Annotated in this window: 14 protein-coding genes and 1 tRNA gene; 7 read left to right on the top strand and 8 right to left on the bottom strand. The window is 33.3% G+C overall.

Annotation, left to right across the window (positions count from 1 at the left end; translation table 11 throughout):
• The first annotated feature begins 1 nt into the window (after position 1).
• The 3 genes from AA088_RS08350 (at position 2) to ribB (ending at position 3,897) form a co-directional block, all read left to right on the top strand.
• Entirely contained in the window at positions 2–643 is a 642-nt protein-coding gene (locus AA088_RS08350) for a LolA family protein (RefSeq protein ID WP_046744600.1), read from the top strand.
• Positions 644–648: 5 nt separating this feature from the next.
• Positions 649–2,658: an LptF/LptG family permease gene (locus AA088_RS08345; protein WP_082106627.1), complete on the top strand. Its 2,010-nt coding sequence runs from the start codon at positions 649–651 to the stop codon at positions 2,656–2,658.
• 90 nt (positions 2,659–2,748) lie between these two features.
• Positions 2,749–3,897 carry a 3,4-dihydroxy-2-butanone-4-phosphate synthase gene (gene ribB / locus AA088_RS08340; protein ID WP_046744491.1) on the top strand — a complete coding sequence of 383 codons (1,149 nt, stop codon included), beginning with the start codon at positions 2,749–2,751 and terminating at the stop codon, positions 3,895–3,897.
• An 84-nt stretch (positions 3,898–3,981) separates the two neighbouring features.
• Here ribB and AA088_RS08335 read toward each other — a convergent pair whose 3' ends face one another.
• The 4 genes from AA088_RS08335 to AA088_RS08320 all read right to left on the bottom strand — a co-directional run bounded on the left by AA088_RS08335 (position 3,982) and on the right by AA088_RS08320 (position 7,916).
• Positions 3,982–5,289 (bottom strand): NAD(P)/FAD-dependent oxidoreductase, encoded by a 1,308-nt coding sequence (locus AA088_RS08335; protein WP_046744490.1) that lies wholly within the window; start codon positions 5,287–5,289, stop codon positions 3,982–3,984.
• A 165-nt stretch (positions 5,290–5,454) separates the two neighbouring features.
• Positions 5,455–6,651, bottom strand: coding sequence for a DegT/DnrJ/EryC1/StrS family aminotransferase (locus tag AA088_RS08330; protein WP_046744489.1), 1,197 nt, complete (start codon positions 6,649–6,651; stop codon positions 5,455–5,457).
• A 109-nt stretch (positions 6,652–6,760) separates the two neighbouring features.
• Complete coding sequence (locus tag AA088_RS08325) at positions 6,761–7,216, bottom strand: thioredoxin family protein (RefSeq protein WP_046744488.1); 456 nt, start codon at positions 7,214–7,216, stop codon at positions 6,761–6,763.
• A 70-nt stretch (positions 7,217–7,286) separates the two neighbouring features.
• Entirely contained in the window at positions 7,287–7,916 is a 630-nt protein-coding gene (locus AA088_RS08320; RefSeq protein ID WP_046744487.1) for an NAD(P)H-dependent oxidoreductase, read from the bottom strand.
• Between the two features lie 168 nt (positions 7,917–8,084).
• On the opposite strand from AA088_RS08320, the gene AA088_RS08315 reads away from it, so the two are divergent.
• Positions 8,085–8,477, top strand: a complete 393-nt coding sequence (locus AA088_RS08315; RefSeq protein WP_046744486.1) for an acyl-CoA thioesterase — start codon at positions 8,085–8,087, stop codon at positions 8,475–8,477.
• A 49-nt stretch (positions 8,478–8,526) separates the two neighbouring features.
• On the opposite strand, the gene AA088_RS08310 is transcribed toward AA088_RS08315, so the two are convergent.
• A tRNA-Ser gene (locus AA088_RS08310) sits at positions 8,527–8,611 on the bottom strand.
• A gap of 212 nt (positions 8,612–8,823) precedes the next feature.
• Here AA088_RS08310 and AA088_RS18275 point away from each other — a divergent pair.
• Both AA088_RS18275 and AA088_RS08305 read left to right on the top strand, forming a co-directional pair.
• Positions 8,824–8,985, top strand: coding sequence for a hypothetical protein (locus AA088_RS18275; protein ID WP_157547112.1), 162 nt, complete (start codon positions 8,824–8,826; stop codon positions 8,983–8,985).
• Between the two features lie 30 nt (positions 8,986–9,015).
• On the top strand, positions 9,016–9,243 hold the full coding sequence (locus AA088_RS08305) for a hypothetical protein (RefSeq protein ID WP_046744485.1): 228 nt from the start codon (positions 9,016–9,018) through the stop codon (positions 9,241–9,243).
• 93 nt (positions 9,244–9,336) lie between these two features.
• Here the strand turns inward: AA088_RS08305 and AA088_RS08300 are convergent, their stop codons facing one another.
• From AA088_RS08300 to AA088_RS08290, 3 genes are all read right to left on the bottom strand, one after another.
• Positions 9,337–10,890: a M28 family peptidase gene (locus AA088_RS08300; protein ID WP_046744484.1), complete on the bottom strand. Its 1,554-nt coding sequence runs from the start codon at positions 10,888–10,890 to the stop codon at positions 9,337–9,339.
• Positions 10,891–11,112: 222 nt separating this feature from the next.
• The gene (locus AA088_RS18270) at positions 11,113–11,469 is read right to left on the bottom strand and encodes a hypothetical protein (protein ID WP_157547111.1); all 357 of its coding nucleotides are present in this window, start codon (positions 11,467–11,469) and stop codon (positions 11,113–11,115) included.
• A gap of 27 nt (positions 11,470–11,496) precedes the next feature.
• On the bottom strand, positions 11,497–12,276 hold the full coding sequence (locus tag AA088_RS08290; RefSeq protein WP_046744482.1) for a DUF3108 domain-containing protein: 780 nt from the start codon (positions 12,274–12,276) through the stop codon (positions 11,497–11,499).
• Positions 12,277–12,410: 134 nt separating this feature from the next.
• Here AA088_RS08290 and AA088_RS08285 point away from each other — a divergent pair, with 134 nt between their 5' ends.
• Complete coding sequence (locus AA088_RS08285; RefSeq protein WP_046744481.1) at positions 12,411–12,968, top strand: hypothetical protein; 558 nt, start codon at positions 12,411–12,413, stop codon at positions 12,966–12,968.
• Positions 12,969–12,973 lie beyond the last annotated feature (5 nt).

Below are 12,973 nucleotides of genomic sequence, written 5' to 3'. Positions count from 1 at the left end.
AATGAAAAAATTAGTTTTAGTGTTGGTATTAGGTGTATTTGCCATTTTTGCAGCAAATGCTCAAAATGCAGATAAGGCAAAAAAACTATTAGATGAAGTTTCTGCAAAAGTAAATAGCTACGACAACATTCAAATTGAATTTAAATATCAATTAAATAATAAAGAAGCAAATACTAAGCAAGAATCTAAAGGAAATGTAACCTTAGAAGGAGACAAATATTTATTGAACTTTTTAGGTTTCACGAAAATATACGATACTAAAAAAGTATATACAATTGTCCCTGCAAATGAAGAAGTGACTATTGCTGATGCTGATGAAGATGAAACTGCATTGTCACCATCAGACATGCTTACATTTTACAAAAAAGGATACTCCTATGCTTGGGATATTTTACAAAATGTACGTGGTAGAAAAATTCAATATGTAAAGTTGACTCCAACCAGTGAGTCTTCAGACATTAAAAGTGTACTATTAGGTATTGATATAAAAACAAAGCACATCTACAATCTTATAGAAACAGGAAAAAATGGTACAATCACGACCTTAACTGTTAATTCTTTTAAAACGAATCAGCCTTTATCAAAAAGCTTATTTATATTTGACGAATCGAAATACGAGGACTATTATATAGATAAAAATTAGGTTGCTTGAAAATACTTGACAGATACATACTTAAGAGTTATCTCTTTACTTTTTTAACGGTTTTTGTAATATTTATGTGCATATTTATATTACAGACCGTTTGGCTTTTTATAGGAGAATTGGCTGGAAAAGGATTGGATGCAGGAATTATTTTTAAATTTCTTTTATATACCACTCCAAAACTAATTCCGCTAGTATTACCATTAAGTATTTTGGTTTCTTCAATTATGACTTTTGGGCGTTTTGCCGAAAGTTATGAGTTTGCAGCTATGAAATCTACTGGAATTTCATTGCAACGTGCCATGCGAAGCTTAATCGTTTTCATTGTTTTGCTCGGAATTGGCACCTTTTTCTTTAATAACAATGTGATTCCGTGGGCTGAATTCAAACAATTTAATCTTCGTAAAAATTTAGCGAAGAAAAAACCTGCATTAGCTATTGGCGAAGGCGTTTTTAATGATATTGGAAATATCAACATTAAAGTTGACAAAAAATATGGTGAGAACGATCAATTGCTAGACAAAGTGATTATTCATCAAAAGTCAAACGATAAAAAGAATCGTATTGTAATGAAATCAAAAAAGGGAGAACTGAAAAGTAGTCCTGACTCTGATATCTTACAAATGGTTTTATTTGATGGAAATCGTTATGAAGATGTAAAATCAAGTGACCCACAAGATTATCTTCGCATGCAACACGCCAAAGTGTCGTTTGAAAAATACATTATGAATGTTGACTTGCGGGAAGTAAATAAGGTTGATTTTAACGACGAGAGCAACGGAACTTACAAAATGTTCAACGTCAGGCAGCTAATTGACACTACTGCCGTTTATGAACGCATGTATACACAAGATAAAGTTGGCTTTGGTGAAAACATGTACAAGCGAACAGGTATCGTAATCATAGAAAGAGATTCTACTCACAAATTTTCCAAAGATTCTGTTGCGGGAAAAGAAAGCATATTGGATATTCTTTCTCTTCAAAATAAAAAACGTGCATTAGACATTTCAATAACCAACATAAAAGGACGACGCACTACACTTGAAAACACTCAAATTCGTTTCAAACGAATGGAAAAAAAGATCAATCACCACAAAATATTTATGCATGACAAATTTGCGGTAGCTATTGCGTGTATTATTCTATTTTTTGTGGGGGCACCTTTAGGAGCTATCATTCGCAAAGGTGGTATTGGATTACCAATGGTTGTCGCTATATGCTTATTCTTAGTGTATCACTTTATTGGAATTTTTGGAAAAAACAGTGCTGAAGATGGCAGTATTCCACCATGGCTTGGCACATGGCTTTCTACTATGATTATGCTCCCTTTGAGTATTTATTTCACACGCAGAGCTACTTCCGATCAAGGGTTATTTAGCTTTGACGGATTCTTCATTACCCTTAAAAATTTATTTGTAAAACCTAGGAATGAAGATGAGTTCGCTTCTACATATGAAAAAGCTGAAATTACAGCAACAGATCGTGAAAGTAGAGAAAAATTCAGTTCTCTCAGCGAGCAACAACTAATTGATGTTGTTCGTAATTATCAAAAATATAATTACACAGAAGGAGAACGTTCTCTTTTAGTAGAAATGCTAGCAGAAAGAGGTGTTAACGAAGAACGTTTGCATATTTTAGGCGCATTTGATGATAAAAAATATCAAACCGCTAAAAAAGATTATGCAGCCTATACTACTTCTTCAAAAGTAGCTTTCTATTACTACATCCCTTTTTTAATTACAGGACTTGCCCTACCTATCTTAAATAATAATATGAAAATGGAATCTTGGATGAAGATAGGGCTCATAACAATGGTAGTACTATTTAGCGCTTTATTTTTATATCACTACATTCGCACCCAAATTTTTTATAAAAATATTACAGACGTTACGGCAAATCAACACACAAATAAGCTTTTTGGTTCTTTATTAGTTATTTTAGGAATTCCAATCTATTTTATAATTTATTTCTTGCAAAAGAACCGTATCAAACAAGAGATTAAACGCATTTTATAAGCGATTCTAGTTACATGTCAATTTGACCTTCATTCATGAATCTTTTTTACATAAGAATCCTTATTTTTGCACTCAAATTGTTCAGACAACATGACTCCAACAACAAAAGTGAAAACGCAAACGCAATTAGATAGTATTCACGAAGCTATTGAAGATATTCGCCAAGGAAAAGTAATTATTGTAGTAGATGATGAAAATCGTGAAAATGAAGGTGATTTTTTAGCTGCTGCTGAAAAAGTTACTCCTGAAATGATCAACTTCATGGCCACTCATGGACGCGGATTAATCTGTGCTCCATTGACTGAAAACCGTTGTAAAGAGCTTCAATTAGGCATGATGGTAAGTAACAATACCGATCCTATGGAAACAGCGTTTACTATTTCTGTAGACTTAAAAGGAAGCGGAGTTACAACAGGAATTTCTGCTTCCGATCGTTCTAAAACCATTCAAGCACTAATTAACAAAAACACAAGACCTTTTGACTTGGCGCGACCAGGACATATTTTCCCATTAAAAGCTAAAGAAGGCGGTGTACTTCGTAGAACAGGTCATACCGAAGCGGCGATTGATTTTGCACGGTTGGCTGGTTTAGAACCTGCAGGTGTTATTGTTGAAATCATGAATGAAGATGGTACGATGGCTCGTTTGCCACAATTACTTGAAGTTGCTAAAAATTTTGACTTAAAAATCGTTTCAATTGAAGATTTGGTGGCTTATCGAATGGAACATGATTCACTAATTGAAAAGAAAGAAGATTTTAACGTACAAACACGTTTTGGAGAATTTCGTATGCGTGCTTATTTACAAACAACAAACAATCAAGTACATATTGCCCTCACAAAAGGAAGCTGGGCAAATAATGAACCCGTAGTAACACGAATCAATTCTACTTTAGTAAATGATGATATTCTTGGAACGTTGACTAATAATGCAGATAAAAAATTAGACGATATGTTCCGTTTAATCAATGATGAAGGAAAAGGGGCAATAGTTTTTATTAATCAAGATAATAGTTCGTTGAACCTTTTGCACCGTATCAAAGAACTAAAAGTTTTGCAAAGTGAAGGCGAATACAAAGCGCCAAAAATTAAAATGGATTCCAAGGATTTTGGAATTGGGGCACAAATCTTACATGATATCAATATTAGCAAAATTCGTTTGGTAACAAATTCTCACCAAGAAAAGCGTGTAGGTATGATAGGCTACGGATTAGAAATTGTAGAGTATGTTACCTACTAAATTTATAACAATAAAAAACTTGCAGTAAAACCGCAAGTTTTTTTGTTGTGCTCATTACCAAACCTATTACACAACTACGTTAAACTAAACATCTTTTCCTTTTAGCATTTTATTCCAATATAAATAAGGAAGCATATATTTTTTGAGCATCCAAAGTCGCCAATGTTCTTTTGAGCTGTCTTGAATGAACAACTGTTTTAATTTAGGGTCGGGAGTGAATTTTTTATCATAATCAAATTCTGCAAGGACCATTTTACCATAATCAGTTACTAATGGACATGAAGAATAGCCATTGTACGATTTTGTTCCAATTTCATCAAATTCTAACATTCTCCCAATATTATCAACGACTACAGGCACTTGTTTTCGTATGGCAGCTCCTGTTTTGGCAGTTGGTAAAGCGGCAACATCACCCAATCCAAAAATATTAGGGTATTTTTTATGCTGCATGGTATGGATATCAACATCTAACCATTTGTCTGCATTGACCAAATTTGATTCTTGTATAAACTTTGGTGCAACTGACGGTGGTGCAGTATGCAACATATCAAAATGAATCCCATAACGGTCTCCTTCTATTGTTACTTGTACGTTTTTGTAATTATGTTGAAAATTTTCATCAAGATCATCTCGGTCATTCTCTTCAGACATCACTACACAACCACTTGCCTTTACATCTTTGGTGAGTTCGTACCATGCAATTTGTTTTTCAGCATCAACCGCCACTAACTTATGAAAGAATCGCAAGTTGATGTCTTTTCTATCCACTACTTCCATTAATGTTTTGGCAATTTCTTTTACCCCAAAAATGACACTTCCTGCAGTAGCAAAAACTACATTTGTATTGGTTCGTACACCATTTTTCCTCCAGTAACTTTCAGCTAAATACATAATTTTTTGAGGCGCACCACCACATTTTATAGGTGTTGCGGGTTGCGTGAATAAAGCTGTTCCTCCTTTAAAATTCTTGACAACATTCCACGTATGGTTGGGATTGGTATAATTACTACACACAACGCCTTTGTCCATTGCTTCCCCTAAGCCTGGCACCAAACTAAAGTCATACGCTAATCCAGGAGCTACTACAAGATAATCATATTTTATAGCACCATTTGATGCCGTTTGCACAGTGTTCATATCTGCATCAAATCCAGTAGCTTTGTCTTTTATCCAAGTAACTCCATCTGGTATTACTGAAGCCATTGGTTTAGCGGTTTTATTGAATGAATAAGTTCCCGCTCCAACCAGTGTCCATGCAGGCTGATAATAATGTGTATCTGCCGGCTCAATGATTGCAATGCTATTAGATTTCTTTTGTTTTAAGAGTTGAGCAGCAGTCATAATTCCTGCAGTTCCACCACCTATAATGAGAATTTGATAATGTTTTGACATGTTTTTAGCTGATTTTAATATGCTAAAAATAAAGGTTTTACAACATAAGAATGTAACTCATGTTACATAGTAAAATTCTTTTATGTCAAAATTGAATCGAATTGGATGATTAAAAAAATCAGAAGTTTTTTAACATCATGCCAAATCACTAAAAATATAGAATTATTAATTTACATTTGTCAAAATCACATCTCGCATTTTCTGTGCTCTAGTATTTACCTCTTCTTCTGTCCATGATAATTTAATTAGACATGAAATGTTTCTCGCAATATAATGATCGGATTGATCAAATGTTTGAGTTTGCAGGTATTGCATGCCTTTTTTTACTTCTTCTGTAATTGGATATAGAGATTTTAGTTCTTTCAAATGCGCCCATTTGCGAACATAATGCCAATTATTGTCATAATAATGAAAGCATGCATCAACTCCATTTTCTTTAAATCCTAGCATTATATTACGTGCTGTTTCTAGGTTTGGCATGAAAAAGTTTAAAAAGGCATAACTTTCTTCTCCTCCTTCGGGTACAGTTCTAAATGTAACTTGTGGAATATCTTCTAATGCATTACGCAAGATTGTATAATGCTTTTTTTGGATTGCTAAAAATTCAGGCAATCGTCGTACTTGTGCCAATCCAACAGCTGCGTTTAGTTCAGAAATACGAAAGTTGTATCCTAAGAAAGGATGAGTTTCAGCTCCTCTGTCATTCCCCATATGATCGTGACCGTGATCGATGTAGTGATCTGCATTCAGTGCATAGTTACTGTTATTCGTAATGATTGCGCCACCTTCACCACAAGTCATCGTTTTTACAAAGTCAAATGAAAAACAACCTACATCACCTATTGTACCCAAAGCTTTTCCTTTGTAGGTTCCTCCAATGGCTTGACAAGCATCTTCTATTAATAATAATTTATGCTCATCACAGAGAGTTTTCAATGCATCAAGATTTGCCATACTGCCACACATGTGAACTGGCATTACAGCTTTTGTTTTTGGTGTAATGGCTTTTTTAACCGCTTCAGGATCTAACGTAAGTGTGTCATCAATATCTACAAGAATAGGAATAGCTCCTAACATCATTATTGCTTCAAAACTTGCCACAAAAGTAAACGTTGGCATGATAACCTCATCACCGGCTCCTACTCCAGCAATCGCCAATGCTACCGAAACAGCTGCAGTTCCGCTAGATACTAATTGTGCATGCTTTACATTTAATTGTTTTTGCAACGCATGCTCAAGTTCCTTAGCTTTCCAATGGCCATTACGCATTCCGTCAAATCCATAACGCATTAGCACGCCACTGGCTAGTACATCATTTACTTCTTTTCGTTCTGCTTCACTAAAAAGTTCAAATCCAGGCATAATTTATTCGTGTCTTTTGATGATTAAAGTTGAGTAGTTATATAAAAACAACACCTCTTTCCTTCTTACAAAAGTATAGAAAAGAGGTGTATCGTTTATGTGAATCGTATTAATAGTTTTTTAATATTTTTTCAAGAAACTTATAATGTCTTGAAGGATCTCGTAACATGTTATAAGAGGTAATATTATCAATTTTTTTTCCTTTATAATCAACAGCTACAATGTTGGGGAATTTATTTTGTGTATTGTATTTTTTTCCGAGTGCAACATTTTCTGCAAATTGCTCTTGGGTTATGATGTCTTGTCTTCTTGGAAAATCAGCCATTACCAATACAAAATCTTTTGATTTTTCCTTGAATTTTTCAGTATAGAAGAAATCTTCTTTCAACATTTTACAAGGAGGACACCAATCACTCCCCGTAAAGTAGATTAGAATTGGCTTGTTTGTTTTTTTAGAAACTTTCTTGGCTTCTTCAAAATCTGTTAGCCAATTGAGCGTTATTTCTTCTTGCGCAATTGCTGAAAGTCCTATACAAAAAACGGCTAAAAAAAGTAGTTTTCTCATCTGTATACACTATTAGGTACTTAACAAATATATAAGTTTCTACTTTTAAAACAATAATCCTGCCAAAATATTACAATTCCAATACACTTTGTGAGGTAGTTTTTCGTACTTTCTTAAAATTAGCAAACATATCGTCTTCCGCTCGGTAACCAACTGGCAATACCAATACAGAAGAAAGTCCATGGGCAGACAAATTTAAAATTTCGTCATATTTTTCTGGTGTAAACCCTTCCATTGGACAAGCATCTATTTGTTCAGCACCACAAACAGTAAGAAGGTTTCCTAAGGCTATATAAGCTTGCTTTGTTGCCCAATTTTTCAACTCTTCATCACTTTTTTTTGAAAATGTTTCAATCATAAAGTCCTTAAATGGAGTCAATATTTCATCTGGAGTATCACGAATGTCTTTAACACGAGTAAAATAGGCTTCTATCGTTTCCTTATTGATTGTCGTATCGACACAAAGAACTAACAAATGAGAAGCATCAACTACTTGTCGCTGATTCCATGAATGTTTTAATAATTGTTCTTGAAGTTCTTTGTTTTTTATAACTACCAAACGTATCGGCTGCAATCCATATGAGGTAGCTGTCAAATTGAATGCCTCTTTTAAAACTTCAATCTTTTCTGTGCTTAAAAAACGGGCTGCATCAAATTTTTTCGTAGCATATCTCCATTTGAGAGCGTCTAATATTTGCATATAGTGTATCTTTGAGATGTTATACTTTATAAGTCAAAAGTACGGAATACGAAAGAAGAAATAATCCTCTTTTGTATAAATTAAATTAATGGCTTGTAAAGTATATTCTATGAAAAACTTCAATCATTTACGATACTATTTATTTATTAAAATTTTCAATTTCCTTTTATGAATACTCAATTACAAACTCGCATAAAAAATTCAGAAACACATATATTTAAAGCTGTTTTTCCTAATACAACCAATCACTACGACACCTTATTTGGTGGAACTGCTTTGCATATGATGGATGAAGCTTCTTTTATTTGTGCAACTAGATTTAGCAGAAAAAAAGTCGTTACTGTTTCTACAGACAAGATTGATTTTACTGAACCTATTCCACAAGGGACATTAGTAGAACTTATTGCTAAAGTTGTAAAAGTAGGCACAACAAGTTGTGTGGTTCAAGTAGATATTTATATGGAAAATATGTATGAGGAAGGGCGAAAAAAAGCTGTAACTGGCTTTTTCACGTTTGTTGCTATTGATGATTCTAAAACACCAATTAAAATTATTGATTAAAAATACTGAAAACAAAAAAGCTTCATCGTACGATGAAGCTTTTTTTTAGCGGAGAAAGAGGGATTCGAACCCCCGGACCTGTTACAGTCAACAGTTTTCAAGACTGCCGCATTCGACCACTCTGCCATTTCTCCAAGTGTCTCCTCAAGGTATTTCCCTGATTGCGGATGCAAATATAGAAACCTTTTTTTATTCTTAAAACAAATTTTACGGTTTTTTTACGACTTTTTTAAGTATCAACAGTAACCTATTGTTTTTGTTGCATTTATAGTATACTTATTTTTTACGGTAAAACCGTACTCTGATCAACTTGTTTCTTTTTAACTTATTTTTTAAATAAATCATTATGAAAAAAAGAAAAATCGACACGCTAATACTTAATAAAAGAGCCATTTCTTCATTCTCTTATGAAAAAATTTCTGGAGGAAATGATACACAGCGTACAGATTGTACTATTTGTTGCTGGATTGATAAAACCTATCCATGTGGTACTTATATGAGTTGTTAATTACTTTATAAAAATCAAAATCTTATAATCATGAAAAAAAAGAGTTTAAAAAGCTTAAGCGTAAAAAAATCAACAATTTCTAATTTGAATAAAGATGAAATCCTAGCAGGATTGGCAATTAGAACGTATTATACAATTTGTGGAACAGGTCCATTGACTATTTATGGATGCCCGACCAACGGATTGGATTGTACTTATAATTCAAGAGAGCGTTGTAAAACTAATGAAGTTGACGGGAATACACTTCCTATTTGCTAAAAAAGCAACCGCTATTAAAAACTAAAAGCGAATCATAATGATTCGCTTTTTTATTTCTACAGAATTTTAATAATTGATATCTTAAAATTCAATCTATTTTGCTACTTTATCAACTGCAATTCGTTGATCTCTATTCGCAAGTTCCCATGCCGTATAGAAAATTAATCGTGTTCTATTTGTAAGCAAATCATAATTGATTTTATCTGGAGTATCTGATGGTCTGTGATAGTCATCATGCGTACCATTAAAATAAAAGATGACAGGGACATTGTTTTTAGCAAAATTGTAATGGTCAGAGCGATAATAATAACGATTAGGATCATTTTCATCATTATAAGTGTAATCTAACTCAATATTGCTGTATTTTTTATTTACCTCTTCAGAGATATTGTGTAATTCGCTACTTAATTTATCCGAACCAATTAAATATACATAATTACGATTGCCTTCTGTTCGTTTAGGATCAATTCGCCCAATCATATCAATATTCAAATCTGCAACTGTGTTCTCTAGAGGAAAAATTGGATTGTCTGTATAGTATTTAGATCCCAATAAGCCTTTCTCTTCTCCAGTTACATGCAAAAATACAACGGAACGTTTAGGACCATTCCCTTCTTCTTGTGCTTTTTTAAAAGCCTCTGCAATTTCTAAAATTGCAACAGTTCCTGAGCCATCATCATCTGCTCCGTTATATATTTCACCATTTTTTATTCCTTCATGATCTAAATGTGCAGAGATAACCACGTATTCTTCTGGTTTTTCAGAACCTTTAATAATTGCCACCACATTTTCAGAATCTACATCATTACTTTTGTCTTTGTTGACTAAAGTTGCATTAACATTTAAGATTCTACTCTCTGCTGTATCTTTAATTGTTGGTAGAATTGCAGTTGCAAGTTTATCATTAATCATATAATAGAAAAAACTTTCACTCTCATCTGCTTTTAACGATATTCTGCTGCTTTTTTTAACAAATTCATATTGCATTTTAAAACGCGGATAGTATTCATCTACATAAAAAAGAATCCCTTTTACATTGTTTTCTTTAGCCGCTGTTAATTTAGCTCCAAATTCTTGACGGATATTTCCTGACCACATACTATTTTCCTCGCTTCCTGTAATCACATAATTTCCTTCTGCATTTTTAGGCTCCCCGACTTTTATTAAAACGATTTTCCCATCTACATCTTTCCCTTGATAATCTGAATATTTTTCATCATCAATCCCATAACCAAGATATACAATCTCATCAATGCTTGTTGTTCCGTTTGTATTGGAAGTAAATGTTACAAAATCTTCAGCAAATGTAAATTCTGTCTCATTTATTGTTAGTTCAGAATGTAAATTGCTTCCTTTTTGTAATGGTACTTTTTGAAAATAGTCTCCATCTTTTTGAGCTGCAGGAATTTGCAAATTTTTATATTCATCTCTAAGATAAGCAACCGCTTTTTTCTGCCCGGCATCTCCTGTGTTTCTGCCTTCAAATTCATCAGAAGCATACGTATATAAGTGTGTTTTAAGTTCTGCTTCTGTAATTGTATTTCCATAAGGAATAGGATCGTAATTAGCCGCTTTGGATTGAGCTGTGTTTTGTTTTGTGCCGCAAGCAGCAAGCGTTAAAAGGGATAAAAGTACAATTTTCTTCATTTGTGGTTGAGTATTTTTATTTGCCTATTTAGTACAGGATATGGTATAATGTATGGTCGTTACGATATCGTGAATTTTCTAAGCGAAACAAAGGTATTGAAATAGCATTCGTATTTTTGTTATAGAATTCTTAAAAAATATAAAATATGTCAATTTATGCGCATAAAAAAGTCTGCTAAATGGTTTTAACAGACTTCTTTAATTTTTCTATAGCAAAAAAGATTATATGCCTTTGAGTTCTTCATCAATGCCTTCTATCTCCTTTTCAAGTTCTTCAATTTCTTTGATGTCTTTTTGCTCTTGTTCCTGTTTTTCTTCAACCGTTTGCTTAACATCTTCTGCCACTTTATTTTCTCCAAATAAATTCATGGTGGTAATGGCTCCTGCCAAAAAAGAAAGCGCAATGATAAGTTTTGGCACACTCTCTCTTAGTCCATTTCTTTTAGATATTGTTAAAGCGACAACTCCTAAAATTAGTCCTGCAACTACAGGAATAAAAGCAAAGCTGTCTAAAAAGAAGGATAGTAAAAAGCCTAATACAGCAGCTATACTTCCTAAAATGATACTTGTGGTTCTCATGTTATGTTTTTTTGATTACGTTTTTAGTTAATTGGCTAATCCTCTAGCATTGGTCAATTGTAAAATTCCACTCCCTACAGGAATGGTAAAACGTGCCAAAACTGGCACTTTGTTTCCATCGGCAGTAAGCCAAAGTGTTCCAGACTTTAAGAAGTCTCCTGAAGTAAGAATTTCAAGTTTGTAGCATTCTTTTTGCCCTAAATTTCCGGCTTCAATTGTTTCTTTACCAACATATTTTACAGTGATAGGAGTTTCTTGTCTGTCAAAAATGATAGAGAAGGTTTTTGAATCACCTACTCGTGCATTCTCAATAGGAAGATTACGCAAGTTATACATGGTAGATACGACATCCATAGCACCATTACTAAATGTGAAGTTTTTATTAACTACCCAATCTGTTCCGTTTGCTCTACGCTTGGTTTGTGTACTTTTTATTATTCTTTTACTTTGATTGTACACATATTTCATTTTTTTCTCATAGTTCCCTTCTTGAATATCTCTACGATATAACACAGGTAATAAAGAGGTTTTACTTACGTAAGACTCATACATATCACGAATTTTAAAGAAAAAATCGAATTTTCTATACGTGTTTGCTCTACACTTAAAATGTAATAATGTGCTTGAAGAAGTTTCTACTTCAGAAGTTTCCATGCTTACTTGTGCAAGTTCTGTCATAAATCCCGACATTTTGTATGAAGCCGTATAGGTAAGTTTTTCACCATCCTTAAACGCTACTCGTTGCTGTGCATTGGCAGTGAAGTGAAACATGTAAGCTACGACTAGTACACATACAATCTTTCTCATAATATCTATTGTTTAATTATTGATTCTTTATTCTTAACGTACAATTAAGCACTTATTGTGCCAAACTATATTTAAATGATAAAGCTTTTTAACCACTTTTTGTAGCTTTGACAAAAATACATTAATATCAATTGGTGAAGAAACTAATATTTCATAAACGCAACTTTTTTAAAAATACGTATTGTATTTTTGATGCTGTTGACGCTTCCTTATTACCTAAAAAAACTCCTGATTATACAAGTCGCTCTGGCAGTCAATACTTTTATACAAACGAAGGTGTATTTCGCATATCCTCACATTGGGGACGTGCAGCTACCTGTCGTTGGCGATTACGTGTAAACATAGAAAGTGCAGAGTACGGGCAGAAAATAGGTTTTGCCAAATGGGCTCAATTTTATACAGACAATGACGTTGAACCTCTGTATTTTATTGATAAAAATCCCTATTCTGAAGCGTACGAATACTTTCATAAAGACGAACCTTTTTTTGAGGAACGTTTCATTCTTCGAACTGCCCCCGAAACACGGAAAATATTACGTCAAATAAAGACTTTATCTACAGAAACAAGTTGGGCAAAATATGTTATTCATAATGATATTGAAGATTTACGGAGCTACTTGATTAATGGGCTCATTACTTCAAAGAAACCTCTTCATGAGTTAAAAAACAGTTACGAAACTTTTCTTGAGTAAAGTAT

Origin of the sequence: Kordia zhangzhouensis (assembly GCF_001005305.1) — a bacterium.
Lineage (GTDB): Bacteria > Bacteroidota > Bacteroidia > Flavobacteriales > Flavobacteriaceae > Kordia > Kordia zhangzhouensis.
This window is presented reverse-complemented; position numbering and strand designations above follow the sequence as displayed.